General features: G+C 58.8%; 25 protein-coding genes and 1 pseudogene. 21 read left to right on the top strand and 5 right to left on the bottom strand.

What is annotated here, in order from left to right; genetic code table 11:
- The 13 genes from rsmG to glmU all read left to right on the top strand — a co-directional run bounded on the left by rsmG (window position 1) and on the right by glmU (window position 10,920).
- On the top strand, window positions 1-627 hold the full coding sequence (gene rsmG / locus NMD14_19660; GenBank protein ID XEI32858.1) for a 16S rRNA (guanine(527)-N(7))-methyltransferase RsmG: 627 nt from the start codon (window positions 1-3) through the stop codon (window positions 625-627).
- Between the two features lie 26 nt (window positions 628-653).
- A complete protein-coding gene (locus tag NMD14_19655) occupies window positions 654-1,457 on the top strand; it encodes an AAA family ATPase (GenBank protein XEI32857.1) in 804 nt (267 codons plus the stop codon).
- Window positions 1,454-2,362 carry a ParB/RepB/Spo0J family partition protein gene (locus tag NMD14_19650; GenBank protein XEI32856.1) on the top strand — a complete coding sequence of 303 codons (909 nt, stop codon included), beginning with the start codon at window positions 1,454-1,456 and terminating at the stop codon, window positions 2,360-2,362. The genes NMD14_19655 and NMD14_19650 overlap by 4 nt, the downstream gene beginning before the upstream one ends.
- A gap of 190 nt (window positions 2,363-2,552) precedes the next feature.
- Window positions 2,553-2,963 carry an ATP synthase subunit I gene (locus NMD14_19645; protein ID XEI32855.1) on the top strand — a complete coding sequence of 137 codons (411 nt, stop codon included), beginning with the start codon at window positions 2,553-2,555 and terminating at the stop codon, window positions 2,961-2,963.
- 8 nt (window positions 2,964-2,971) lie between these two features.
- A complete protein-coding gene (gene atpB / locus NMD14_19640) occupies window positions 2,972-3,754 on the top strand; it encodes a F0F1 ATP synthase subunit A (protein ID XEI32854.1) in 783 nt (260 codons plus the stop codon).
- A gap of 58 nt (window positions 3,755-3,812) precedes the next feature.
- On the top strand, window positions 3,813-4,055 hold the full coding sequence (gene atpE / locus NMD14_19635) for a F0F1 ATP synthase subunit C (GenBank protein XEI32853.1): 243 nt from the start codon (window positions 3,813-3,815) through the stop codon (window positions 4,053-4,055).
- Between the two features lie 54 nt (window positions 4,056-4,109).
- Window positions 4,110-4,580 (top strand): F0F1 ATP synthase subunit B, encoded by a 471-nt coding sequence (gene atpF / locus NMD14_19630; GenBank protein XEI32852.1) that lies wholly within the window; start codon window positions 4,110-4,112, stop codon window positions 4,578-4,580.
- 13 nt (window positions 4,581-4,593) lie between these two features.
- Window positions 4,594-5,127, top strand: a complete 534-nt coding sequence (gene atpH, locus NMD14_19625) for a F0F1 ATP synthase subunit delta (protein ID XEI32851.1) — start codon at window positions 4,594-4,596, stop codon at window positions 5,125-5,127.
- Window positions 5,128-5,142: 15 nt separating this feature from the next.
- The gene (atpA, locus tag NMD14_19620) at window positions 5,143-6,684 is read left to right on the top strand and encodes a F0F1 ATP synthase subunit alpha (GenBank protein XEI32850.1); all 1,542 of its coding nucleotides are present in this window, start codon (window positions 5,143-5,145) and stop codon (window positions 6,682-6,684) included.
- 43 nt (window positions 6,685-6,727) lie between these two features.
- On the top strand, window positions 6,728-7,594 hold the full coding sequence (atpG, locus tag NMD14_19615; protein ID XEI32849.1) for a F0F1 ATP synthase subunit gamma: 867 nt from the start codon (window positions 6,728-6,730) through the stop codon (window positions 7,592-7,594).
- A gap of 33 nt (window positions 7,595-7,627) precedes the next feature.
- Complete coding sequence (gene atpD, locus NMD14_19610) at window positions 7,628-9,016, top strand: F0F1 ATP synthase subunit beta (GenBank protein XEI32848.1); 1,389 nt, start codon at window positions 7,628-7,630, stop codon at window positions 9,014-9,016.
- Window positions 9,017-9,034: 18 nt separating this feature from the next.
- Window positions 9,035-9,463, top strand: coding sequence for a F0F1 ATP synthase subunit epsilon (locus NMD14_19605; GenBank protein XEI32847.1), 429 nt, complete (start codon window positions 9,035-9,037; stop codon window positions 9,461-9,463).
- Between the two features lie 95 nt (window positions 9,464-9,558).
- Window positions 9,559-10,920 carry a bifunctional UDP-N-acetylglucosamine diphosphorylase/glucosamine-1-phosphate N-acetyltransferase GlmU gene (glmU, locus tag NMD14_19600; GenBank protein XEI32846.1) on the top strand — a complete coding sequence of 454 codons (1,362 nt, stop codon included), beginning with the start codon at window positions 9,559-9,561 and terminating at the stop codon, window positions 10,918-10,920.
- 56 nt (window positions 10,921-10,976) lie between these two features.
- Here the strand turns inward: glmU and creD are convergent.
- The 4 genes and pseudogenes from creD to blrA form a co-directional block, all read right to left on the bottom strand.
- Window positions 10,977-12,349, bottom strand: a pseudogene (gene creD / locus NMD14_19595) (cell envelope integrity protein CreD).
- A 121-nt stretch (window positions 12,350-12,470) separates the two neighbouring features.
- Complete coding sequence (blaOXA, locus tag NMD14_19590) at window positions 12,471-13,265, bottom strand: OXA-12 family class D beta-lactamase (GenBank protein ID XEI32845.1); 795 nt, start codon at window positions 13,263-13,265, stop codon at window positions 12,471-12,473.
- Between the two features lie 95 nt (window positions 13,266-13,360).
- Complete coding sequence (gene blrB, locus NMD14_19585; protein ID XEI32844.1) at window positions 13,361-14,782, bottom strand: beta-lactam sensor histidine kinase BlrB; 1,422 nt, start codon at window positions 14,780-14,782, stop codon at window positions 13,361-13,363.
- The gene (gene blrA, locus NMD14_19580; protein XEI32843.1) at window positions 14,779-15,453 is read right to left on the bottom strand and encodes a beta-lactam response regulator transcription factor BlrA; all 675 of its coding nucleotides are present in this window, start codon (window positions 15,451-15,453) and stop codon (window positions 14,779-14,781) included. The genes blrB and blrA overlap by 4 nt, the downstream gene beginning before the upstream one ends.
- 122 nt (window positions 15,454-15,575) lie before the next feature.
- On the opposite strand from blrA, the gene NMD14_19575 reads away from it, so the two are divergent.
- Complete coding sequence (locus tag NMD14_19575; GenBank protein XEI32842.1) at window positions 15,576-16,349, top strand: DeoR family transcriptional regulator; 774 nt, start codon at window positions 15,576-15,578, stop codon at window positions 16,347-16,349.
- A 68-nt stretch (window positions 16,350-16,417) separates the two neighbouring features.
- Window positions 16,418-18,250, top strand: a complete 1,833-nt coding sequence (gene glmS, locus NMD14_19570) for a glutamine--fructose-6-phosphate transaminase (isomerizing) (GenBank protein ID XEI32841.1) — start codon at window positions 16,418-16,420, stop codon at window positions 18,248-18,250.
- 73 nt (window positions 18,251-18,323) lie between these two features.
- Here the strand turns inward: glmS and NMD14_19565 are convergent, their stop codons facing one another.
- On the bottom strand, window positions 18,324-19,100 hold the full coding sequence (locus tag NMD14_19565; protein ID XEI32840.1) for a LuxR family transcriptional regulator: 777 nt from the start codon (window positions 19,098-19,100) through the stop codon (window positions 18,324-18,326).
- A gap of 210 nt (window positions 19,101-19,310) precedes the next feature.
- On the opposite strand from NMD14_19565, the gene NMD14_19560 reads away from it, so the two are divergent.
- Genes NMD14_19560 through NMD14_19535 form a run of 6 tightly spaced genes read left to right on the top strand, consistent with a single transcriptional unit; the run spans window position 19,311 to window position 24,138 of the window.
- Entirely contained in the window at window positions 19,311-20,072 is a 762-nt protein-coding gene (locus tag NMD14_19560; GenBank protein XEI32839.1) for a DUF3450 domain-containing protein, read from the top strand.
- Window positions 20,069-21,373, top strand: coding sequence for a MotA/TolQ/ExbB proton channel family protein (locus NMD14_19555; GenBank protein XEI32838.1), 1,305 nt, complete (start codon window positions 20,069-20,071; stop codon window positions 21,371-21,373). The genes NMD14_19560 and NMD14_19555 overlap by 4 nt, the downstream gene beginning before the upstream one ends.
- Window positions 21,370-21,900 carry a MotA/TolQ/ExbB proton channel family protein gene (locus tag NMD14_19550; GenBank protein XEI32837.1) on the top strand — a complete coding sequence of 177 codons (531 nt, stop codon included), beginning with the start codon at window positions 21,370-21,372 and terminating at the stop codon, window positions 21,898-21,900. Before NMD14_19555 ends, NMD14_19550 begins: the two co-directional genes overlap by 4 nt.
- The gene (locus NMD14_19545; protein XEI32836.1) at window positions 21,897-22,298 is read left to right on the top strand and encodes a biopolymer transporter ExbD; all 402 of its coding nucleotides are present in this window, start codon (window positions 21,897-21,899) and stop codon (window positions 22,296-22,298) included. The genes NMD14_19550 and NMD14_19545 overlap by 4 nt, the downstream gene beginning before the upstream one ends.
- Window positions 22,295-22,957, top strand: a complete 663-nt coding sequence (locus NMD14_19540) for an energy transducer TonB (GenBank protein ID XEI32835.1) — start codon at window positions 22,295-22,297, stop codon at window positions 22,955-22,957. Before NMD14_19545 ends, NMD14_19540 begins: the two co-directional genes overlap by 4 nt.
- Before the next feature lie 2 nt (window positions 22,958-22,959).
- The gene (locus tag NMD14_19535) at window positions 22,960-24,138 is read left to right on the top strand and encodes a hypothetical protein (GenBank protein XEI32834.1); all 1,179 of its coding nucleotides are present in this window, start codon (window positions 22,960-22,962) and stop codon (window positions 24,136-24,138) included.
- Window positions 24,139-24,288 lie beyond the last annotated feature (150 nt).

Below are 24,288 nucleotides of genomic sequence, written 5' to 3'. Positions count from 1 at the left end.
ATGTTGGAAAGATTGAACGGCCTGCTCAAGCAGGCCGAAATTGTTATCACCGAAACCCAAAAGAGCCAACTGGTGCAGTTGGTCGAGTTGCTGCACAAGTGGAACAAGGCTTACAATCTCACCTCGGTGCGAGATCCGGACGCCATGCTGGTCAAGCATATCCTCGATAGTCTGGTGGTAAGCCCCCACTTGCACGGTGAGCGCTTCATCGACGTGGGGACCGGTCCCGGCCTGCCGGGATTGCCGCTGGCGATCGTCAATCCGGACAAGCAGTTCGTCCTGCTCGACAGTCTGGGCAAGCGGATCAACTTCATCCGTCAGGTGATCCAGGAGCTGGGTCTGACCAATGTGACGCCGGTCAAATCCCGGGTTGAAGAGTATCAACCCGAGGTGGGGTTTGATGGTGTACTGAGTCGGGCATTTGCCTCGCTGGAGGACATGCTGAGCTGGTGTCACCACCTGCCGTCAGATCAGGGCTGCTTCCTCGCACTCAAGGGGCAATATCCCGAGCAGGAGCTGGCCCAGTTGCCTGCCAATATCCGTCTGGTAGCCTGTCATGAGTTGCGGGTGCCGGAGCTGGAAGGCGAACGTCATCTGCTGGAATTCAAACATATCCAGCCCGAATAGGGTCGCAGTTTCATTTAGGGGATCGTGTGGGAAAAGTCATCGCCATAGCCAACCAGAAGGGTGGAGTGGGTAAAACCACCACCTGTGTGAATCTGGCCGCCTCCCTGGCTGCCACCCGGCGCAAGGTGCTGGTGATCGATCTGGATCCGCAGGGCAATGCCACCATGGGCAGCGGTGTCGACAAGTATGACGTCGAGCGCACCGCCTATGAGCTGCTGATCGAGGATGCCCCCATCAGCGAAGTGATCATCCCCGAAACCACCGGGGGTTATCACCTGATCGCCGCCAACGCCGACGTGACCGCGGCCGAAATCCGTCTGATGGAATTTTTCGCCCGCGAAATCCGCCTGCGCAATGCGCTGGCCTCGGTGCGGGACAAATACGACTATGTCTTCATCGACTGCCCGCCCTCTCTCAACATGCTGACCGTGAACGCCATGGCCGCCGCCGACTCCGTGCTGGTGCCGATGCAGTGCGAATATTACGCGCTGGAGGGGCTCACCGCCCTGGTCGACACCATCAGCAAGCTGGCCGCCGTGGTCAATCCGGAGCTCAAGATCGAAGGGGTGCTGCGCACCATGTTCGATCACCGCAACCGGCTGGCCAATGATGTGTCCGATCAGCTAAAACAGCACTTCGGCGACAAAGTCTACCGCACCATCATACCCCGCAACGTTAGACTGGCTGAGGCCCCGAGTTTCGGTGCCCCGGCTATGCACTATGACAAATCATCGGTGGGCGCCAAGGCCTACCTGGCACTGGCTGGCGAAATGCTGCGCCGCCAGGAGCAGGAGCGTCAGGCTACCATCGCAGACCGAGAGAGCATATGACTCCGAAAAAACGTGGACTGGGCAAGGGGCTGGATGCCCTGCTCAGTACCAGCACGGCTGCCCGTCAGAAACAGGTGATGAGCGATCAACGTACTGAAGAGGCCATGGCCCCCACCAACCAGGGCGAGCTGCGCAAGCTGCCGGTGGAGTGGTTGCAGTCCGGCAAGTACCAGCCCCGCAAGGACATGTCCCAGGATGCACTGGAAGAGCTTGCCAACTCCATCCGTGCCCAGGGGGTGATCCAGCCCATCGTGGTACGCCCTCTCGGCGAACAATCCTTCGAAATCATCGCCGGTGAACGACGTTGGCGCGCGTCCCAGCTGGCGCGGCTCGAGGTGGTGCCATGCATCGTCAAGGATGTGCCCGACGAGGCCGCCGTCGCCATCGCGCTGATTGAAAATATTCAGCGGGAAGACCTCAATGCCATCGAAGAGGCGGTCGCTTTACAAAGACTGCTGACCGAATTCGAACTCACCCACCAGCAGGTGGCTGAGGCGGTGGGCAAGTCCCGCACCACGGTGACCAACCTGCTGCGCCTCAACCAGCTCAACGACGACGTGAAGCGTTTCGTCGAGCATGGCGACCTCGACATGGGTCATGCCCGTGCCTTGCTGGCGCTGAGCGGCCAGGCACAGTCCGAACTGGCCAAGCTGGTTGCTCAGAAGGGACTGACTGTGCGCGATACCGAGAAGCTGGTGCAAAGAGCGCTCGAACCGGCAAAAGCCAGGGGCGAACCGGCCCGTGATCCGCAGATCGGTTACCTGGAGCGCCAACTGGCAGAAAAAATTGGCAATCAGGTGCAACTTCAGCCTGGCAAGCGGGATAGCGGGAAGTTAGTAATAAGTTACGAGAATTTGTCCGATTTGGACCGTATATTGGGCTATTTTGGCGTGTCGGAATCGTGATCTTTACGCTTTTTGTAGTAATAAAACATCCATTCCTTTTGATATGGCCATAACCTTGATTTGCCGCGGAAAGCCGCAAAAATTAAGGATTTTTGTCATATTGCAATAGTGGCCCTCAAGGGTATAATTTGACCGGCTTTAAGAGCTGTTAACATGGGGTCTTCGGATCCCGATTTTTTACAGTTCTGTAATGTTCAGGGGTAGGTTGGTGAAGCAGAAATTAGCCTTGGAAGGTTTGACACTGGCCTGGGTTATGCTCGTTTGTCAGCTCATCCTGATCCTGGCGATGAGTGCCGTCTGGTTTTACCTGACTGGTGCCAGCGCCGGTTATTCCGCCCTCTACGGAGGGGGGATGTACTGGGTTCCTCAAGCCTTGTTTACTGTCTGGGTGCTGCGCCGCAAGGTGACAACCGAGAGTGTGGGCCTGGTTTTGCGGGACTTTTATGGTGGGGCAGGGATTAAGCTCATTTCTACAACAGGTCTATTCGCCCTGATGTTTGGTGCGGGAGTCGAGGTCGTTACCGTCTCGTTTTTCGCCACTTATATCCTCGCCCTCGTTGTACAGTGGATGGTTTCATTCACGCTTAACAACCACTATTAGGAAAACTCATGTCTGCAACCGGAGAAGTCCTGACTCCTCAGGGATATATCTCCCACCACCTGACCCACCTTCAAGTCGGGTCCGGGTTCTGGACGGTCAATATCGACTCAATGATATTTTCCGTCGTGCTAGGCGCCCTGTTTATCCTGTTGTTCCGCAAAGTAGCCGTTAACGCTACCAGCGGTGTGCCGGGTAAGCTGCAGTGCTTTGTGGAGATGCTGGTCGAGTTTGTGAATGGTAACGTCAAAGACATCTTTCACGGTCGCAACAAGGTCATCGCACCTTTGGGGCTGACTGTGTTTGTGTGGATCTTCCTGATGAACTTCATGGATCTGATCCCCGTTGACTTTATCCCTCACGCTGCACAATTGATGGGTATTCCCTATCTGCGTGTGGTTCCCTCTGCTGACGTTAACATCACCATGTCCATGGCTTTGGGCGTGTTCTTCTTGATCCTGTACTACAGCATCAAGGTCAAGGGTATCGGCGGGTTTGTGAAGGAGCTGACGCTTCAGCCTTTCAACCACCCGGCGGCCATCCCGGTTAACCTCATCCTGGAAACTGTTACGCTGATTTCCAAACCTGTTTCTCTGGGTCTTCGACTGTTCGGCAACATGTATGCTGGCGAACTGATCTTTATCCTGATTGCGGGTTTGTTACCCTGGTGGTCACAGTGGATCCTGTCCGTGCCTTGGGCAATTTTCCACATCCTGATCATCACTTTGCAGGCATTCATTTTCATGGTTCTGACTATCGTCTATCTGTCGATGGCGCAGGAAGACCATAATTGATGCAACTCAAATAATCCTTTTTATACAATCAATTACATCTAAATAACTGGAGATCCTCATGGAAAACTTGAACATGGACCTGCTGTACATCGCTGCTGCAATGATGATGGGTCTGGCTGCTATCGGCGCTTCCATCGGTATCGGTATCCTGGGTGGCAAGTTCCTGGAAGGTGCTGCTCGTCAACCGGATCTGATCCCTGTTCTGCGTACCCAGTTCTTCATCGTAATGGGTCTGGTGGATGCGATCCCGATGATCGCCGTTGGTCTGGGTCTGTACGTGATGTTTGCGGTTGCTGGCTAAGTCGTTACGACTCTCCAGGCATAACCCATTAACTAACTTAAGAGGACATCGGCTGTGAATATCAATGCCACCCTCCTCGGCCAAGCAATTGCTTTTTTCTTCTTCGTAGTGTTTTGCATGAAGTACGTATGGCCGCCGCTGATTGCTGCCATCGAAGCCCGTCAGAAAGCTATTGCTGACGGTCTCTCTTCTGCCGAACGTGCCAAGAAAGATCTGGATTTGGCCAAGGCCAACGCCACCGATCAGCTGAAAGAAGCCAAGATGCAGGCTGCTGAAATCATTGAACAGGCTAACAAACGTAAAGCCCAGATCATTGATGAAGCTGCCGCTGGAGCCCAATCTGAGCGGGAAAAAATCCTGGCTCAGGGCCGTGCCGAGATCGAAGCTGAACGTCATCGTGCCAAAGAAGAACTGCGTAAGCAGGTTGCTGCTCTTGCCATTGCTGGTGCAGAGAAGATCCTGGCGCGTCAAATCGACCAGGCTGCCAACAGCGACATCGTCGACAAACTGGTAGCAGAACTGTAACGGGAACCGGGCTATGTCTGAACTGACTACAATCGCTCGCCCCTACGCCAAGGCTGCTTTCGAGTTTGCCGTTGAGCACAAGGCGGTTGACCAGTGGCTGGGGATGCTCGGTTTCGCTGCGCAAGTAGTGGAAAACGAGACCATCCATAACCTGGTAAACGGCTCAGTGGCTGCCGAAGAGCTGGCAACGCTGTTTGTCGGTATCTGCGGTGAGCAACTCGACGTGCATGGCCAGAACCTGATCCGGGTGATGGCCGAGAATGGTCGCTTGGGTGTGCTGCCGGCGGTCGTTGCTGAATTTGTCGCGTTCAAAGCTGAACTGGATAAAGAAGTTCAGGCTGACGTGATTTCGGCGATCGAACTGACCGACCAGCAGAAAGCCAATATTCAGGCTTCTCTGGAACAACGTCTCGCGCGCAAAGTGAAGCTGAATTGCAGCATCGATGCGTCCTTGATGGCCGGGGTGCTCATCAAGGCCGGTGATCTGGTAATCGACGGCACAGTCCGCGGTAAGCTGGATCGCATGGCTGACGCGCTGCAATCTTGATTGGGGTATTAGAGCATGCAACTGAATTCCACTGAAATCGCCGAGCTGATCAAGCAGCGCATTGCGCAGTTTGATGTAAAAAGCGAAGCGCGTAACGAAGGTACAATCGTCTCTGTGAGCGACGGTATCATTCGTATTCACGGCCTGGCTGATGCCATGCAGGGTGAGATGATCGAGCTGCCGGGCAACCGTTACGCTCTGGCATTGAACCTGGAGCGTGACTCCGTCGGTGCGGTGATCATGGGTTCCTATGACGGTTTGTCAGAAGGAATGAAAGTAAAAGGGACTGGCCGTATTCTGGAAGTGCCGGTAGGTCGTGGTCTGTTGGGCCGGGTGTTGAACACCCTGGGTCAGCCGATCGACGGTAAAGGTCCGATCGACAACGACGGCTTCTCGCCGATCGAAGTGATCGCACCGGGCGTTATCGAGCGTAAGTCTGTTGACCAGCCGGTCCAGACCGGTCTGAAAGCCATCGATGCCATGATCCCGATTGGTCGTGGCCAGCGTGAGCTGATCATCGGTGACCGTCAGGTTGGTAAGACCGCCATCGCGATCGACACCATCATCAACCAGAAAGATTCCGGCATTAAGTGTGTCTACGTTGCGATTGGCCAGAAGGCCTCTACCATCGCCAACGTGGTGCGCAAGCTGGAAGAGCACGGTGCCCTGGCCAACACCATCGTGGTGGTTGCCTCTGCCTCCGAAGCGGCTGCCCTGCAGTACCTGGCTCCGTATGCCGGTTGCTCCATGGGTGAGTACTTCCGTGACCGCGGTGAAGACGCGCTGATCATCTATGATGACCTGTCCAAGCAGGCCGTAGCTTATCGCCAGATCTCCCTGCTGCTGCGCCGTCCGCCAGGACGTGAAGCCTACCCGGGTGACGTGTTCTATCTGCACTCTCGTCTGCTGGAGCGTGCTGCTCGCGTTAACGTTGAGTACGTAGAGAAGTTCACCAATGGTGCCGTGAAAGGCCAGACCGGTTCTCTGACCGCGCTGCCGATCATCGAAACCCAGGCCGGTGACGTATCTGCGTTCGTTCCGACCAACGTGATCTCCATTACCGATGGTCAGATCTTCCTGACTTCACAGCTGTTCAACTCCGGTATTCGTCCGGCGGTTGACCCGGGTATCTCCGTATCCCGTGTAGGTGGTGCTGCTCAGACCAAGATCGTCAAGAAGCTGTCCGGTGGTATCCGTACCGCGCTGGCCCAGTATCGCGAACTGGCGGCATTCGCCCAGTTCTCTTCCGATCTGGATGAGGCGACTCGCAAGCAGCTGGATCACGGTGTGAAAGTGACCGAGCTGATGAAGCAGAAGCAGTATTCTCCGCTGAGCGTGGCTCACCAGTCTCTGGTGCTGTTCGCCGCCGAGAAAGGCTATCTCGCCGATGTCGAGCTGAACAAGATCGTCGACTTCGAAGCCGCTCTGCTCTCTTACGCCAATACCCAGCATGCCGAGCTGATGGCTGAAATCAATGCCAAGGCCGATTACAACGACGCGATCGTTGGCAAGCTGACTGCGTTGCTGGATGACTTCAAGGCAACCCAGACCTGGTAAGCGTGTGTGGCAGCGCGAGCTGCCACCTGATGGAGAGTAAGAGATGGCCGGCGCAAAAGAGATACGTAACAAGATCGGGAGTGTGAAAAACACTCAGAAGATCACCGGCGCTATGGAAATGGTGGCAGCAAGCAAAATGCGCCGTGCGCAGGAACGCATGTCTGCCAGCCGTCCGTACGCTGAAACCATGCGCAAGGTGATCGGCCATATCGCTCAGGGGAACTTGGAATACAAGCACCCCTACCTCATCGAACGTGAGGTCAAGCGAGTGGGTTACATCGTCGTCTCCACCGACCGTGGCCTGTGTGGCGGTTTGAACATCAACCTGTTCAAGGCTGCCCTCAATGATATGAAGCAATGGAGCGCGAAAGGTGCCAAGGTTGACCTGGCACTGATCGGTAACAAGGCCTCCAACTTCTTTGAACGGCACGGCGCCAAGGTTAAAGCTCATGTCGCAGGACTGGGCGATAGTCCGAGCGTCAATGACCTGATTGGTTCAGTCAAGGTCATGCTGAAGGCTTACGACAACGGTGAGATTGACAAGCTGTATCTGGTGTATAACAAGTTCGTCAACACCATGGTGCAGCAACCACGGGTCGATCAACTGCTGCCTTTGCCCGTAACTGAAGACAGCAAGCTCGCCAAGAAACACCACTGGGATTACCTCTATGAGCCGGATCCCAAGAAGCTGCTGGATACCCTGCTGGTTCGCTATGTCGAATCCCAGGTGTACCAAGGTGTAGTGGAAAACTTGGCAAGTGAACAGGCAGCCCGAATGGTTGCCATGCAAGCCGCGACTGACAACGCCGGTAACCTGATTAACGATCTGCAACTGGTATACAACAAGGCCCGTCAGGCCAGTATTACCCAGGAGCTGACAGAGATCGTATCCGGTGCTGCTGCGGTGTAAGGCAAGGGTTATCAAAGGTTTAGAGGATTTGACATGAGTAACGGTTTCATCGTCCAAATCATCGGCGCTGTGGTGGACATCGAGTTCCCGCAGGATGCCGTGCCCCAGGTGTACGATGCACTGAAGGTCGTTAGCGAAGGTCAAGGCCAGGGTCTGGTGCTGGAAGTTCAGCAACAGATCGGTGGCGGCGTCGTTCGTTGCATCACCATGGGCTCCTCCGACGGTCTGCGTCGTGGGTTGGAAGTAGTGAATAGCGGTAAATCCATCCAGGTTCCGGTCGGTACTGCGACTCTGGGTCGGATCATGAACGTACTGGGTGAGCCAATCGACGAAAAAGGTCCGATCGGTGAAGAAGAGTGCTGGTCTATCCACCGCGCTGCCCCCAGCTACGAAGATCAGTCCAACAGCAACGATCTGCTGGAAACAGGCATCAAGGTTATCGACCTGGTATGCCCGTTCGCCAAGGGTGGTAAGGTTGGTCTGTTCGGTGGTGCCGGTGTAGGCAAAACCGTAAACATGATGGAGCTGATCCGTAACATCGCGATCGAGCACAGTGGTTACTCTGTGTTCGCCGGTGTAGGTGAGCGTACCCGTGAGGGTAACGACTTCTACCACGAGATGATGGAGTCCAACGTACTGGACAAAGTATCTCTGGTTTACGGTCAGATGAACGAGCCGCCCGGAAACCGTCTGCGCGTAGCGCTGACCGGCCTGACCATGGCCGAGAAGTTCCGTGACGAAGGTCGTGACGTGCTGTTCTTCGTGGACAACATCTACCGTTACACCCTGGCCGGTACTGAAGTATCCGCACTGCTGGGCCGTATGCCTTCCGCAGTAGGTTACCAGCCGACCCTGGCCGAGGAGATGGGTGTTCTGCAAGAACGTATCACCTCCACCAAGACCGGTTCCATCACCTCCGTACAGGCCGTTTACGTTCCTGCGGATGACTTGACTGACCCGTCTCCGGCGACCACCTTCGCCCACCTGGATGCGACCGTCGTACTGTCCCGTCAAATCGCGGCACTGGGTATCTACCCGGCCGTTGACCCGCTGGACTCTACCTCTCGTCAGCTGGATCCGCTGGTGGTTGGCAAAGAGCACTACGAGACCGCTCGTGGCGTTCAGACCGTACTGCAGCGCTACAAAGAGCTGAAGGACATCATCGCCATCCTGGGTATGGATGAACTGTCAGAAGAAGACAAACTGACCGTAGCCCGTGCCCGTAAGATCGAGCGTTTCCTGTCTCAGCCGTTCTTCGTAGCAGAAGTGTTTACCGGTTCTCCGGGTAAATACGTGCCGCTGAAAGAGACCATCCGTGGTTTCCAGGGCATCCTGAAAGGCGAGTATGACGATCTGCCCGAGCAGGCGTTCTACATGGTTGGCGGTATCGACGAAGTCGTCGAGAAATCCAAGAAACTGTAAGCCTCGACAGGAGGGCCCATGGCAGAGATGATCTCCTTTCACCTGGACGTGGTGAGCGCCGAAGGAAAACTGTTTTCCGGTCGCGTGCAATCCGCTCAGGTATCAGGCTCCGAAGGTGAGTTGGGTCTCCGCCACGGTCATGCTCCGTTGCTGACTGCCATCAAGCCGGGCCTGGTCCGCTTGGTGAAGCAGAACGGAACTGAAGAGGTGCTGTACATCTCCGGCGGTATGCTGGAAGTACAACCTGAATCCGTGACCGTGCTGGCGGACACCGCGATTCGTGCTGACGACTTGGATGAGGCGAAAGCCCAGGAAGCCAAGCGCGCAGCCGAAGAGCGGATCCACAGCTCCCATGGTGATATCGACTACGCCCAGGCCGCCACCGAGCTGGCCAAGGCGATGGCTCAACTGCGAGTCATCGATATCGTCAAAAAGAATTACCGCTGATAACGGTGATGTAAAAAGCGACCTTCGGGTCGCTTTTTTTTTACCCGTTCGATAGACTCCGCCGAGTATTTCCACACAAGTTCAAGGTCGAAGTCATGTCTCTCAACGTCGTGATCCTGGCGGCGGGTAAAGGTACCCGCATGCGTTCCGTTCTGCCCAAGGTACTGCACCCGGTAGCCAACAAACCCATGGTCTCCCATGTGATCGATACCGCCCGTCAGGTCGGCGCCGAGCAGCTGCATCTGGTCTATGGCCACGGTGCCGAGCTGCTGAAAGAGCGGATCGTCGCTGCCGACGTGAACTGGGTGCTGCAGGCGCAGCAGCTGGGGACCGGTCATGCCGTCGCCCAGGCCATCCCGTTCTGGCAGGATGAAGACGACGTGCTGGTGCTGTACGGCGATACCCCGCTGATCCAGCCAGAGACTCTGCAACGACTGCTGGCTGCCAAGGCAAGCGATGGCATGGCACTGCTGACCGTGGTGCTGGACAACCCCACCGGCTATGGCCGTATCGTCCGTGAAAACGGTCAGGTGGTCGGTATCGTCGAGCAGAAAGATGCCAACGCCGAGCAGCTGACCATTCGCGAAGTGAACACCGGCGTGCTGGTGGCCAACGGCGGCCAGCTGCGCAGCTGGCTCTCCCGTCTGGACAACAAAAATGCCCAGGGCGAATTCTACCTGACCGACGTGATCGCCATGGCGCACGGCGATGGCTGCCCGATCGCGGCGGTCCATCCGGAGCGTGCCGCCGAGGTGGAAGGGGCCAACAACCGGGTCCAGCTGGCTGCCCTTGAGCGCAGCTACCAGCAGATGCAGGCCGAGAAGCTGATGATCGCCGGTGTCACCCTGATCGACCCGGCTCGCTTCGATCTGCGCGGAACCCTCGAGATCGGTGAAGAGGTGGTGATCGACGTCAACGTCATCATCGAAGGCAAGGTAACCCTCGGCAACCACGTTCGTATCGGTGCCGGTGCTGTGTTGAAGGATTGCGTCATTGGCGATCACACCGAAGTGAAGCCCTACTCCATCGTTGAAGGGGCTCAGGTGGCGGATCAGTGCTCGGTCGGCCCGTTTGCCCGTCTGCGCCCGGGTGCCGTGCTGGAGCAGGATGCCCACGTCGGCAACTTCGTCGAGATGAAGAAGGCCCGGCTAGGGGTTGGCTCCAAGTGTGGTCACCTCACCTATCTGGGGGATGCCGAGGTGGGGGCCAAGGTGAATATCGGTGCCGGTACCATCACCTGCAACTACGACGGCGTGAACAAGTTCCAGACCATCATCGAGGATGATGTGTTTGTCGGTTCCGATACCCAGCTGGTGGCGCCGGTGCGCATTGGCAAGGGTGCGACTCTAGGGGCGGGTTCCACCATCACCAAGGATGTGGCAGAGAACGAGCTGGTGATCACCCGGGTGCCCCAGCGTCACATCAAAAACTGGGCTCGCCCGGTCAAGAAGAAGTGATGCCCGATCAATAAAATAGAACCGGCGCCTGATGGCGCCGGTTTTTTTTGGACTTATCACTGATGGATGGTGTCACTGCTCGATGGCTGGGGGGCCGCCCATGTGGTGGTGGGGGGGCTGTAGTCCATCACCTGATACCAGTCGAGCTTGCGGGTCAGCATCATGATCAGCGCCAGGGTGGCGAACAACAGCAGGGCGCCGAGCAGCAAGGCGATCTCTTCGGCCTGCAGCAGGCTGTAGAGGATGGCATAGACCAGCCCGAGCAGTGCCGCGAAACCGATCCCCTGCTTCGGGCCACCCAGCACATGGCTGAGGTAGAAGCCGTTGAGCAGCACACTGGCCAGCGCGGCCACCAGATAGGCCCAGCCAAAACCGAGGTGCTCGGTCAGTGCCAGCAGTCCAGATAGAAGATGGCCAGCCCCATGCCCACCAGCGCGTACTGGATCGGGTGGACCCGCAGCCCCTTGAGCAGCTCGAACATGAAGAAGCTGATAAAGGTGAGGCCGATAAACAGCAGGGCATATTTGGCCGCCCGCTCGTTGAGCTGATAGTGATCCACCGGCTGCACCAGACTGACGCTGAAGGTGGAGAGATGGCTATCGCCCCCGTTCATCATCCGGTTGAAGCGGGTCTCCATGTCGCTGGCAAACCAGCTGGTTTGCCAGTTGGCCTCAAACCCTTGCGGGCTCAGGGTACGACTGCCCGGCAGAAAGTCGCCGATAAAGTTTGGATGGGGCCAGTTACTCGCCAGCAGCAGGGTGCTCTCCTTGCCCAGCGGGACTATGTCGAGGGCGTTCATCCCCTGCAGATTGAGCTCCAGATGGAAGGTGCCATCCTGCTGCGGCAGGCTGTCGATCGGGGCATGGATACCCGCGAGCGCATCACCGAGGCGGGCGCCGGGGGCAAACGGGATCCGCTGTGTGCCGAGTTGCAGTTCGGGGACGCTGTTGATACCGCGGGCATCGGAGAGCACCAGGCTCAGGTAGGGTTTGCCCGCCACCAGCTCGGCCGTTTCACCGAGCGGTGAGGTCGCGTCATTCAGCAAACTCTGCCGGGTGGGCAGGCGGCCGGATAGGGTGAGCCGGGTCTGGTAGACCTGCGCCTGATAGATGCCCAGCTTGCGCGGGGTGACCTCCATGTTGGCCTTGATATCCAGCTGCTCCGGCAGCAGGTAGCGGTAGACCTGCTCCTGACGGACGAAGCGCTTGCCCTCTTGCTCGACCGTGACCGAGCGGGTATAGGGCTGTACCAGGATAGGCCCCATCAGCCGTTGCGGGCCGCTGCTGCTGGCCATGATGCTGTGAATGGCCTGACTGCGGTAAGCCTGACGCTCGCGGTTGAGCTCCATGATGGATTGCACCGGCACCATCAACAGCAGGCTGAGCAATAGCAGCAGAAAGATCTTGTGGGTGAATATCTGTTTGACCATGACACGTCTCCTTGTTGTATAGAGCGAGTCTGCCGGCCGGACGTGAAGGGGGGATGGGCTTGTGTGAAGTGGTGGTGAAGAAGGATCAAAAAAACCGGCATTGCGCCGGTTTCTGGAGGAATTACAGGGTCTTCAACTTCCCGGGCAATGCGGCTAGCACCTCTTCTTTCGCCTTGAGGGAGGCGAACTGCTTGCCGGGCTTTTGCACCACGGTATGGACGAAGATCAGCTGCTTGCCCGGTTTGCTGGCCCAGCCGACGAACCAGCCAATCTGCTGATCGCGGTTGAGGCTGCCATCCAGCTTCTTCGGGTAGCCCATGCCGGTCTTGCCGTGGATCTGCCAGCCGTCGATCTCGCTCACCTTGAGGATATTGGCGGTGTACTGCAGGGTCTGCGCCGAAACCGGCAGCTTGCCGCTCACCATTTTGCCGAGGAAGCGGGCCTGCTCCTCCGGACTGATGGCGAGGCTGGAACTGAGCCAGGCTTGGGTCAGGCCGTCATGTTTGCCCGGATTGCCGGAGAGATCCCGGTTGCCGTAGTCGAAGCGGTCGACGTATTGCTGGAAGCGCTCCATCCCCAGCCATTCGGTGATCTGCTGGGAGAACCAGACGACCGAGTAGGTTTCCCAGCGGCGCGGGGTGGTGGTTTCGCGCCAGGCGGGTAGCCAGCCGTCATAGCTCGGCTTGTAAGGCAGCGCCGGATGCTCTTCATCCACCAGAAAACCGCTGTCGTAACCCATCAGCGCCAGCGGGATCTTGAAGGTGGACGCGGGCGGTAGCTGGCTGGAGCAGTCCCCTTCGCTGGAGAGGGTCTGGCCGTTGCCGTCAGCATAGAGAAAGCAGCCGCTGGCGGCGGAGGCTGGCAGGGCTGCGAGCAGACCGGCAGCCAGCAGGCTGGAGAGAAGCAGGCGGGACATAGCATTTCCTTGAGCAAATGGATGAGGCTAATCAATAAGATAAGGCGGCAGTTTAACGCCGCTTTGTGTGGTGAATGTGAAGTGGCGGGGGGTGACTAGGCGAATGGCAGCCAGAGTTCCGCCAGCGCGCCCCCTTCCGGCCGGTTGCTCAGGGTCAGACGGCCGCCATGCTGGTGGGCCACCTCATGAGCGAAGCTGAGCCCCAGACCGCTGCTCTTGCCCTTGTCCGGCCGCGGCAGGGAGTAGAAGCGCTCGAAGATGCGTGGCAGGGCGTAGTCGGGAATGCCGGGGCCGCTGTCGGTGACCCGAAAACAGTAGCCCTCCTCCTGCTGGCTGCCGCTCAGGGTGACCTGCCCGTTGGCGGGAGAGAAGTCGATGGCGTTATCCAGCAGGTTGCCGATGGCCTGCTCCACCAGCAGCGGATCCCACTTCTGTTTCGGCGCGCTGGCCAGCTCGGCCACCAACCCGACCTGACGGCGCTGGGCGATGATCTGGCGGGCGTCGAGGGTGCGCTTGCCCAGTTTTGCCGGCTCCACCGACTGGCGATCCAGCCCCTGCCCCGACTCCAGCCGCGCCAGTTGCAGCATTCGCTCGATCAGCTGCTGCATGCGGGCGGTTTCCAGATTGATGTTGCCGATAAACCGTTTGGCGACTTCGGGGGGCGGCGTTTCGGCCAAAATCTCCCCTGCCCCGCGAATGGCGGCCAGCGGGCTCTTCAGCTCGTGGGTCAGGCTATGGACGTAATCCTCGATGTAGCTTTTGCCATCGAGCTGGTGGCGCATGGTCTCCAGCGAGCGGCCGAGCCGATCCAGTTCGACGGTGTGCAGCCGTGGCAGCGGTGCCGCCTCCCCCTTGCTGACCGAGTCGGCGTAGTGCACCAGCTTGCCGATGGCGCGGTTGAGCCACCACACCAGCAGGCTGCCGATCAGCAGCGAGATGAGCAGCATCTGGCCGCCGGCCCGCAGCAGCTCCTGTTCCCCCCGTTCGATGGCGGGCATCAGGGTGCGGTTGGGTTTGGCGACGGTGAGGGAGCCGATGATTTCGGCCCCTTCCCGCAGCGGCGCCGCCACATACATGGTCGAGCTGGTGGCATCATCGGGCTCGGTGCGGGTGCTGCGGGCGCCATACTGGCCGCGCAGGGTGCGGTAGACATCGTTCCAGCGCGAATAGTCCTTGCCCAGATCCGTGCCATCGGAGTCGTAAATCACCATACCCTTCTGGTCAGTCACATAAATGCGATACTCCGCCTGCTGCTTGAGATGGCCATCGATCATCGCATTGATGGGATTCTGGTTGAGGCGGGCGAAGGCGCTGGCCAACCGCCCGTTCATCATATTGCCCTCTTGCAGATCATCGAGCGCGAGCGGCGCCAGCAGCTGGGTCATGTCCACCAGGGTATCCTCGGTGGCGCTGCGCACCCCGGGTTTGATCTCCTCGACGAAGATCTCCAGCACGAACCAGGCGGCCAGCGCGAAGATCAGCAGCAGGCCGCACAGCAGTTGCAGCCCGAGTCTCATGCCAGCTCCAGGCTGTAGCCCAGCCCGCGGTGGGTGAGGATCAGGTTGGCCTCGGGATCATGCTCGCGCAGCTTGGCGCGGATGGTCTTGATATGGGTATCGACGGTGCGATCCAGACTCTCCTCGGCATCCTGCCACACCAGATCCATCAGCTGCTGACGGGAGTAGACCCGCCCCGGCGCCTGCATCAGGGTCTTGAGCAGCAGATATTCGTAGCGGGTGAGGGCCAGCGGCTGGCCGCGAAAATGGATGCGGGCCCGCTCCTCATCCAGCACCAGCAGGGCGCTGGGTTGGGGGGCGACGGGTTGGCTGCGGCGCAGGATGACCCGCACCCGGGCACACACCTCCCGTGGCGAGAAGGGTTTGGCCACATAGTCGTCGGCACCGATCTCCAGCCCGATCAGCCGGTCTATCTCCTCGCTGCGGGCGGTGAGGAACATCAGGGGAATATCGGTCAGCGCTCTCACCTGCTTGCAGAGTTCGAAGCCGCTGATATCGGGCAGCCCCACATCGAGGATCAGGAAGTCGGGTCGCGTCTGTTCCAGTCGTGTCAGCAACTGTTGGCCCAGCATGAACCACTCCACCTCGAACCCATCGGTCTGCAGGGCGTAAATCAGGGTGTCGGCGATGCTGGCCTCATCCTCCACCAGCCAGATGACTCTCTTTTGCATGGCATCCTCGTCGCAAATTGGCTCCCCATTCTGGCATCGAAGCAAAACGGATCCTATTTGCTGTTTTATTTTTCCGAAAAAGGGGCTAAAATTTCGATGTTCTTTCGAATCGAAATTTAAAAATGACAAAACGTAATACTCAACAACGTCGCCACACCATAGTGACCCTGGTACAAGAGCTGGGTGAAGTGAGTGTCGACGCCCTTGCCAAACACTTTTCTACCTCCGAAGTGACTATCCGTAAAGATCTGGCGGTGCTGGAGACCGGCGGCCTGCTGCTGCGCCGTTACGGTGGTGCTGTCCCTTTGCCGAGCGAGATGGTGGTCGAGGCTAATCCTGAACAAGTTTCGAACCGAAAGTTAGCCATTGCCCGTGCGGCGGCCGAGCGGTTGCGTGATCACAATCGCGTCATCATCGACAGTGGCAGCACCACCAGCGCCATGATCCCGCTGCTCGGCAACAAGCGCGGCCTCATTGTGATGACCAACTCCCTCAATGTGGCCGGTGCCCTGCGCGAGCTGGAAAATGAGCCTACCCTGCTGATGACCGGTGGCACTTGGGACCCTCACTCGGAGTCCTTCCAGGGGCAGGTGGCGGAACAGGTGCTGCGCTCCTACGACTTCGACCAGCTCTTTATCGGTGCCGACGGTATCGACCCGGAGCGTGGCACCACCACCTTTAACGAGCTGGTGGGGTTGTCGCGGGTGATGGCCGAGGTGTCGCGGGAGGTCATTGTGATGGTCGAGTCGGAGAAGATCGGCCGCAAGATCCCCAATCTCGAACTGCCCTGGTCGAGCATCCATACCCTGGTGACCGACGAGGGGCTGGCCAGCGAGGCCAGAGCACAGATTCAAGCCAAGGGGATCCAGTTAATCTGTGCCCCTGTTGCCAGTTGATATGACTGGCTAGACCGAATATCCAACTATCCAAACGTATTAAGCATTAACGTCTCAAGGAGAATCCTATGTGTGGCATCGTCGGGGCCGTAGCCCAACGTGATGTGGCTGAAATTCTGGTAGAGGGCCTGCGCCGTCTGGAGTACCGCGGTTATGACTCAGCCGGTGTGGCCGTGTTCAGCGCCAACCAGCCGCTGCAGCGGGTTCGCCGTCTGGGCAAAGTGGCCGAGCTGGCCAAGGCGCTCGACGAGCAGTCCGTCCATGGCGGTACCGGTATCGCTCATACCCGCTGGGCCACCCACGGCGAGCCGTCCGAGCGCAACGCCCACCCCCACGTCTCCGAGCATATCGTGGTGGTCCACAACGGCATCATCGAAAACCACGAGGAACTGCGCACCCGGCTGCAGGGTATGGGTTATGAGTTCAGCTCCGACACAGATACCGAGGTGATCGCCCATCTGGTGCACCATGAGCTGAAATCCGCCCCCAGCCTGCTGGCGGCTATGCAGGTGGCGGTGAAGCAACTGCGCGGTGCCTACGGTACTGTGGTGATGGACAGCCGCGACGACAGCCGCGTGGTGGTGGCCCGATCCGGTTCACCGCTGGTGATCGGCCGCGGTATCGGCGAGAACTTTATCGCCTCCGACCAGATGGCGCTGCTGCCGGTGACCCGTCGCTTCATCTTCCTGGAAGAGGGTGATGTGGCCGAAGTGACCCGCCGCGATGTGCGCATCTTCGATACCAACGACAACGCCGTGGTGCGCGAGGAGCTGGAATCCGAGCTCTCCCACGATGCCGGTGACAAGGGCGAATACCGCCACTACATGCTCAAAGAGATCTACGAGCAGCCCAAAGCCATCACCAATACCCTGGAAGGGCGTCTGGGCAGCGATCACGTGGTGGTCGAATCGTTCGGCAACGGTGCGCGCGCCATCTTCGACAAGGTCGAGCACGTGCAGATTGTCGCCTGCGGCACCTCCTACAACTCCGGCATGGTGGCCCGCTACTGGTTCGAAGAGATCGCTGGCGTCTCCTGCGATGTGGAGATCGCCTCCGAGTTCCGCTACCGCAAGTCGGTGGTACGTCCCAACAGCCTGCTGGTGACCCTGTCGCAGAGTGGCGAGACCGCCGATACCCTGGCGGCGCTGCGTCTGGCCAAGGAGTCCGGCTACATGAGCTCGCTGGCTATCTGCAACGTGCCGGGCTCTTCGCTGGTGCGTGAATCAGATCTGGCCTTTATGACCCGCGCGGGGGCAGAAATTGGGGTGGCCTCCACCAAGGCGTTCACCACCCAGCTGGCTGGCCTGCTGATGCTGGTGGCCTCGGTTGGTCACTGCCGTGGCCACTTGAGCGCAGCCGCCGAAGCCGAACTGGTCAAGGCATTGCAAGCCCTGCCGCTGCGCATTAAAGAGAGCCTGGCACTGGCCAAGGATATCGAAACCCTGGCCGAAGAGTTTGCCGACAAGCACCACAGCCTGTTCCTCGGCCGTGGCAGCCAGTACCCCATCGCCATGGAAGGGGCGCTCAAGCTCAAAGAGATCTCCTATATCCACGCCGAAGCCTATGCCGCAGGCGAACTGAAGCACGGCCCGCTGGCGCTGATCGATGCCGAAATGCCCATCATTGTGGTTGCGCCGAACAACGATCTGCTGGAGAAGCTCAAGTCCAACGTGGAAGAGGTACGCGCCCGTGGCGGTATCCTTTACGTGTTCGCCGATGCCGATACCGGCTTCAAGAGCGACGAGACCATGCGGGTCATGAACCTCAACCATGTGGAAGAGGTGATCGCCCCCATCGTCTATACCGTGCCGCTGCAGCTGCTCTCCTATCACGTTGCCCTGATCAAGGGCACCGACGTGGACCAGCCGCGCAACCTGGCAAAATCGGTGACTGTTGAGTAAGTCACTCTCTGATAAGTCACTTTCTGAAATGAAAAAGAGCCGCAATTGCGGCTCTTTTTGTTTCGGCTGAGGGTTACGACAGCCGCAGGTTGGTGATGGTCACCTCGTCAAGAGAGGGCACTATAATGCCGCTGGTGATCCCCTTGGCGATGGCCTGACTGCGGTTTTTCGAATCGGTCTTGTTGGTCACCTGGGTCAGGTGAAAGTTGACCGTCCGCTCACTGATACCGAGGATGGTGGCGATTTCCCAGGAGGTCTTGCCCTCGCTGGCCCAGAACAGGCACTCCTTCTCCCGATCCGACAGCTCGGCCAGGTACTTCATCAGATCCGGTCTGCTTTTGATCAGTTGCAGCGCCGCGTTGAAGATGTAGCTGGCGCAGAACGACAGCAGTGGGACATTTTCAAACATCAGGTCGGAGTTGGATTTCTCCTTGGTAATGAATGACAGGATGCCGTGCTCCCCCTGCGGGGTGTGCAGCGGAAAGGAGACGCCATTGCGCACCCCGAAATCGGCCGCCAGGTTCATCACGTCGCGGCTGGCGCTGGGCAGCCAGGGCGAGTCGCAGTCGAGCTTGTTCCAGAAGATCGGCTGGGTCTGTTTCAGCCCCAGATAGACCACCGGATCCTGGGTCAGATACTGGTTTTCGCTATAAGCGTCAAACCAGGTGGTCGGACAGTTGTTGAACAGTGCTACGTGGGATTTTTGCATGCTAATGGGGAAAATAATCAGCAGCCGAAAGTAATCAAAGCCCATTTGATGACTGAAGCGCTCCAGCAGTTGCTGGATATCGCTGGTTTTTGTTGCCTTGGTGAACTGGTCTATATGTTCCCAGATCGCATCGTTGAGCATTACTTTCTCCTTTTTCGATCGCTATCACACTGATCGAAAAGATTTTTTCTCGTTATTTATATTTGTGCGGTGGCTATTGGCGCCACTTATTCCGTGCTTGCTTAAAAATTATCCTTTTTTTGTGCATAAAGGCCAAGGAAATCCTCTCGTTGCCAGTCTGCGTTGCATTTGAGATAATGATAATAGTTATCATTAATAAGATGTATTTCAATGAACAAGTTATGGGGTGTGGCCCTGCTGCCACTGTCAGTCCACTTTGCTGCCATCGGGGATGAGCTGGTTGCTCCCGCCCTCAAGAACAGCATAGCTGCCGGGAAAGCCTCTCAGCAGCGGGTGGAAAAAGCCGCCGATGCCGCCGTTGCCGCACGACTGGAGCTGCAAAATGCCCAGCTGCAACTGCGCGACCTCGAAGCCTACAACCGCTACATGCAATCTCTGGTGGCCGATCAGCAAAATGAGCTGGGTAAATTGAGCCAGCAGCTTGAAGCGGTGCAAGAGACCCGTCAGGGCTTGATTCCGCTGATGCTGCAGATGCAGGCAGATCTGGAACAGCTGGTGCAAAATGACATCCCGCTGCGCAAGGAAGATCGTTTGGCGCGGGTTGAACAGCTGAAAGCGACCCTGGCCCGCGCAGACGTTAGCGAGGCGGAGAAATTCCGTCAGTTGCTGCAGGCCTATCAGATTGAAGCCGAGTACGGCAGCCGGATGGACAGCTATTCCGCCGAGCTGGAGCTGGATGGTGCCCCGCGTCGGGTCGATGTGCTGGCGCTCGGTCGGGTCTCCCTGCTGGCGATGACTGCCGATCGCAGTCAGGCATGGCGCTGGTCTGCCGAGGAGAAGCAGTGGCAAGCCCTCGATAGCCAGTGGCTCTCCCCCATCGCCGAGGCGATGGATGTGGCCGCCGACAAGAACGTTCCCCAGTTGCTCAATATCCCCCTCTCTGTCAGCCGCAGTCAGGAGGCCCAATCATGAGAGTCACCATGAAGTGGTTCCCCCTCCTTATTGCCCTCTCCTGCGGTGCCAACGCCGCGGTCGCCGATGAGTGGCAGCCGCAGGAACAGGCTCGTGAGCAGCAGGCTCAGCAAGATCTGGCGACTGTTGCCAAGGAGCTCGGCACTGCCCGCGCCAGACTGGCCGAGGCCCAGCGCCTGAGCAAGGAGCTGGCCAGCCAGTTCGCCAGCAACGAGAAGCAACTGGTCGAACTCAACGCCCGGTGGGAGCAAGCCTCCGGCGACATGAACGAGATCTTCGCGGTTACCCGTCAGAGCGCCAGCGATGCAGTCAAGCTGCTGAGCGAATCCGCCGTCGAGGGCCAGTACCCGGAGCGTCTCGCCCCGCTGAAAGCCATGGCACAGGATAAACAGGTGCCGGATCGCGCAGCTCTCGCTCTGCTGCCCGCTACTCTGCTGCAAGAGATCCGCGAATCTGGCCGGGTTGCCCAATTCAACGGCAAGGTGCTCGATGCCCAGGGGGCTGCCAGCGAGCAGTCGCTGACCCGGGTTGGCAGCTTTGCCCTGCTGGGGAGCGAAAGCTTCTTGCAACCGACCGCCGAAGGCTTGAGTCCGGTGCTGGGGCTGCCCGGTCGCGTGCTCTCTGCCGTTGCGGCGTATCAGGGTCAGGAAGGGGAAACGCTGCCGCTGGATCCTTCTCATGGCACTCTGCTGGCGATGCAGGCACAGGCGCCCACCTTCTGGCAGCAAGTACAACAGGGGGGGCAGGTCGGTGCCATTATCGTGCTGCTGGCCGCCATCGGTCTGGGAATTGCGGCGGTACGGCTGTGGAGCCTCTCCCGAGAACTGGGTCGGGTTCGTCGCCAGCTCAAGAGCGGCGAGTACCATGCCGACAACGCCCTTGGCCGGGTGCTGACGGTGGCAGACAAACACCCCGAGCTGAGCATGGAGACCCTCGAGCTGCGTCTTGATGAGGCAATCCTGCAGGAGACTCCTCGCATGGAGCGCGGCATCGGCATGGTCAAGGTGATCGCGGCCATCGCTCCCATGCTGGGTCTGCTCGGTACCGTAACCGGGATGATCGGCACCTTCCAGGCCATCACCCAGTTTGGTACCGGCGATCCCAAGATCATGGCGGGCGGCATCTCCATGGCGCTGGTCACCACGGTACAGGGTCTGGTAGCGGCCATTCCGCTGATCCTGGCCCACAGTCTGTTGCAGTCACGCTTTACCGAGCTTTCCAATGTACTGGAGCAGCAGGTAGCCGGCATTCTGGCCGAGCGCGCCGAGAGCAATAACAACGGGATGGAGCGAGCAGCATGATGCTCGACATCTGGCAACAGCTGCAGAGTTTCATGGGCCGTGGCGGCCCGGTGCTCTGGGTTATTCTGGCCCTGCTGGTGCTGATGTGGATTTTGATGATCGAGCGGCTGCTCTACCTCAATCTGGGTTTCGGCCCCTTGCAGCAACAGCTGCTCGGCCGCTGGCAGGCCCGCAGCGAGCGCCACAGTTGGCACGCCCGGGCGATCCGCAGCCGCTGGCTGGCGCAAGTAGAGCTGGAACTGAATCGTCATCTGATCTTCATCCGCACCCTGGTGGTGCTCTGCCCCATGCTGGGGTTGCTGGGCACAGTGACCGGCATGATCGGTGTATTCGATGCGTTGGCTGCAGCCAACCGCTTTAACCCGGAGAGCATGGCGGGCGGAATCTCCCGCGCCACCATCCCCACCATGGCAGGCATGGTGGTGGCGCTCTCCGGCGTGTTGTTACTCAGTCGGCTCGAGAGTCAGGCCAAGCGTGCGCTGGCCAAAACCCGGGACGGCCTGCGAGAAGAGAAGGTAATGCAATGAGACGGCAATCCAAACGCCAGCGTGACGAAGTGCAGATCGACATGACCCCCATGCTGGATATCGTGTTCATCATGCTGATCTTCTTTATTGTCACCACCTCCTTCGTGCGCGAAGCCGGGCTCGAGGTACATAGACCCCAGGCCAGTCAGGCCAAGGCGCAGAAATCCTCCAGCATCATGCTGGCGATCGGGGCTCAGGGTCAGATCTTCCTCGACCGCAAGCAGATCGATGTGGAGCGGGTGCAGGCCACCATTGCCCGTCTGCTGGCGGAGCAACCCGATGCGAGTCTGGTGATCCAGGCCGACGAGCGGGTGCCCCACGGCAAGGTGGTGCGGGTGATGGATGAGGCCAAGGCGGCGGGTATCGCCAATATCGCCGTGGCGGTGGCGCCGAAATGAAATACAAGCTGATGAGCCTGGGGCTGGGGGTTGCCCTCAGTCTGGGCATCCTGCTGTTTATGGCCACGCTGGTTGAACCGCCCCGGGGCGAGAAGGTGGCGAGCGAACAGAAGCCCATCGTCATCAATATGCAGAACGAGGTGACCGAGGTGCAGGTGCGCGAGCGTACGGTACCGCAGGAGCCCGAGCCTCTGCCAGAGCCTCCTGCCGCATTGGCCTCGGCACCGCTGCCGATGCCCGCAGCGGCCCCTTTGGCGGCCGTTGAGCCGAGCCTGGATCTGGTTTCCAGCCTCAGCGCGGTGCAGGTTTATGCCCCGGGTGTAGCGACCAGTGCCGCACCGGTATTGAGTGGCAATTACCACGGCCAGCAGCAGGGGGCGGGTATCGGCGCCGGTGACATGCTGATGCCGCTGCAACGGATCGAGCCGGTCTACCCCTATCGTGCCCAACAGTCAGGGATCGAAGGATTCGTCACCCTGCGCTTTAGCGTGAATGCCGAAGGTAGCGTGCAGGATGTGGAAGTGGTCGAGGCCAAGCCGAAACGTCAGTTCGAGCGGGCGGCCATGGGGGCGATTAAGCAATGGCGTTATCAGCCGAGACCGGGTGCCACCGACAAGCTGGTGCAAGTCATCACGCTCAAATTCAAACTGGAGTCATAACTATGTTGCGGATCTGGATCTGTCTGCTGGCCCTGGTCAGCCAAGCCTGTTTGGCGATGGAGGTCAGTCCTCACTTCTCCCGTCAGCTTGAACCCGTGATGAAGCTCTATCAGTCTGGCCAATGGCAACAGGCCCAGAGCAAGGCATCCGGCCTCAAGCCAAATAGCGATGCCGAGCGTGCCTGGCTGGCCCAGCTGCAGGCGTCCTTGGCAGCCAACCTGCAACAGACCGCCCAGGCGAGCCGTTATGTGGAGCAGGCTCTCACCTATAAAGAGTGGCCCGAGCAGCAACAGCTCCAGCTGCTGCGACTGCGCGGCGATATTCAGGCCCAGCAATCCAACTGGTCTGGCGCCATCGCCAGCTACAAGGCGGCGCTGGCACTGAAGCAAGACGATGCACTGCGCCTGCGTCTGGCCGGCCTCTATTACCACAACAAGCAGTACGGTGATGCCGCCAGCCAGAGCGAACAGTTGTTGAAGAAGGGTTGGCAGAAGCAGGCCGCCATTATTCGTCTCTCTGCCCTCACCGCCCAGCAACGTTATAGTGTGGCAGCCGATCAGGCGGCCGAGCTGATCCGTCACGAGCCGACAGAGAGCAAATGGTGGCAGCAGGCGGTGTCGCTCAACCTCTCCGCCAAGCGCGGCGATCAGGCGCTGGCGTTGCTTCAAACTGCCATCGACAGAAAACTGATGGATGACGCGTCAGCCCGCAATCAGCTGATCCGCCTCTATGCCTGGCAAGGGCTGCCTTATCGTGGTGCTCGTATGCTGGAAGCGGCCATGGCCAAGGGGCAGATGAAGCAAAGTGCTGAAAACCGCCAACTGCTGGCCCAATTGTGGGAAGGTGCCCGGGAGTGGTCACAAGCGGTTGATAGCTGGCAGCAGCTCGCTAACCAGCACGGTCAGCCCAAAGCCGCCATGCGCGCCGCCGAACTGCTGCTGCAACAGGGTAAGACAGATGCCGCCATGACCCAGCTCGCCGCCATCACGTCGGTAAAAGGCGAGCAAGGCAATCGTGCCAAAGCATTGCTGGTGCAGGCACACCTTAATAAGGAGCAGTATGCCCAGGCGCTGGAACTGGCCCGTGAGCTGCTGCAACAGGATAACTGGCAGCAGAAGGCAACCAGCTGGGTCAACTATATCCGGGCACAAAGCGAAGAGTTGAGCAAAAAAGCGGCGTAAAAGAGGTGCCGAGTGGCTGTTTGGGAGGGGGCAGTTCGCTTTTGCAGCAAACGAACACGTTTTTGCAAAAAGCCCTTGTCATCCCGGCGCGGCTCCCTATAATGCGCCCCTACCAGCACGGCGGAACACGCCGAACTGATGAGCCAGCTT

The sequence above is a fragment of the Aeromonas veronii genome, assembly GCA_041319085.1.
In the GTDB taxonomy this organism is placed as follows: domain Bacteria; phylum Pseudomonadota; class Gammaproteobacteria; order Enterobacterales; family Aeromonadaceae; genus Aeromonas; species Aeromonas veronii_F.
This window is presented reverse-complemented; position numbering and strand designations above follow the sequence as displayed.

What these genes read in the sequence shown, in the direction of transcription:
- rsmG (XEI32858.1), top strand. Translation starts at nt 1, where the DNA reads ATGTTGGAAAGATTGAACGGCCTGCTCAAGCAGGCCGAAATTGTTATC.
- NMD14_19650 (XEI32856.1), top strand. Translation starts at nt 1,454, where the DNA reads ATGACTCCGAAAAAACGTGGACTGGGCAAGGGGCTGGATGCCCTGCTC.
- NMD14_19645 (XEI32855.1), top strand. Translation starts at nt 2,553, where the DNA reads ATGTTCAGGGGTAGGTTGGTGAAGCAGAAATTAGCCTTGGAAGGTTTG.
- atpB (XEI32854.1), top strand. Translation starts at nt 2,972, where the DNA reads ATGTCTGCAACCGGAGAAGTCCTGACTCCTCAGGGATATATCTCCCAC.
- atpE (XEI32853.1), top strand. Translation starts at nt 3,813, where the DNA reads ATGGAAAACTTGAACATGGACCTGCTGTACATCGCTGCTGCAATGATG.
- atpH (XEI32851.1), top strand. Translation starts at nt 4,594, where the DNA reads ATGTCTGAACTGACTACAATCGCTCGCCCCTACGCCAAGGCTGCTTTC.
- atpA (XEI32850.1), top strand. Translation starts at nt 5,143, where the DNA reads ATGCAACTGAATTCCACTGAAATCGCCGAGCTGATCAAGCAGCGCATT.
- atpG (XEI32849.1), top strand. Translation starts at nt 6,728, where the DNA reads ATGGCCGGCGCAAAAGAGATACGTAACAAGATCGGGAGTGTGAAAAAC.
- atpD (XEI32848.1), top strand. Translation starts at nt 7,628, where the DNA reads ATGAGTAACGGTTTCATCGTCCAAATCATCGGCGCTGTGGTGGACATC.
- NMD14_19605 (XEI32847.1), top strand. Translation starts at nt 9,035, where the DNA reads ATGGCAGAGATGATCTCCTTTCACCTGGACGTGGTGAGCGCCGAAGGA.
- glmU (XEI32846.1), top strand. Translation starts at nt 9,559, where the DNA reads ATGTCTCTCAACGTCGTGATCCTGGCGGCGGGTAAAGGTACCCGCATG.
- blaOXA (XEI32845.1), bottom strand. Translation starts at nt 13,265, where the DNA reads ATGTCCCGCCTGCTTCTCTCCAGCCTGCTGGCTGCCGGTCTGCTCGCA.
- blrB (XEI32844.1), bottom strand. Translation starts at nt 14,782, where the DNA reads ATGAGACTCGGGCTGCAACTGCTGTGCGGCCTGCTGCTGATCTTCGCG.
- blrA (XEI32843.1), bottom strand. Translation starts at nt 15,453, where the DNA reads ATGCAAAAGAGAGTCATCTGGCTGGTGGAGGATGAGGCCAGCATCGCC.
- NMD14_19575 (XEI32842.1), top strand. Translation starts at nt 15,576, where the DNA reads ATGACAAAACGTAATACTCAACAACGTCGCCACACCATAGTGACCCTG.
- glmS (XEI32841.1), top strand. Translation starts at nt 16,418, where the DNA reads ATGTGTGGCATCGTCGGGGCCGTAGCCCAACGTGATGTGGCTGAAATT.
- NMD14_19565 (XEI32840.1), bottom strand. Translation starts at nt 19,100, where the DNA reads ATGCTCAACGATGCGATCTGGGAACATATAGACCAGTTCACCAAGGCA.
- NMD14_19560 (XEI32839.1), top strand. Translation starts at nt 19,311, where the DNA reads ATGAACAAGTTATGGGGTGTGGCCCTGCTGCCACTGTCAGTCCACTTT.
- NMD14_19555 (XEI32838.1), top strand. Translation starts at nt 20,069, where the DNA reads ATGAGAGTCACCATGAAGTGGTTCCCCCTCCTTATTGCCCTCTCCTGC.
- NMD14_19550 (XEI32837.1), top strand. Translation starts at nt 21,370, where the DNA reads ATGATGCTCGACATCTGGCAACAGCTGCAGAGTTTCATGGGCCGTGGC.
- NMD14_19545 (XEI32836.1), top strand. Translation starts at nt 21,897, where the DNA reads ATGAGACGGCAATCCAAACGCCAGCGTGACGAAGTGCAGATCGACATG.
- NMD14_19540 (XEI32835.1), top strand. Translation starts at nt 22,295, where the DNA reads ATGAAATACAAGCTGATGAGCCTGGGGCTGGGGGTTGCCCTCAGTCTG.
- NMD14_19535 (XEI32834.1), top strand. Translation starts at nt 22,960, where the DNA reads ATGTTGCGGATCTGGATCTGTCTGCTGGCCCTGGTCAGCCAAGCCTGT.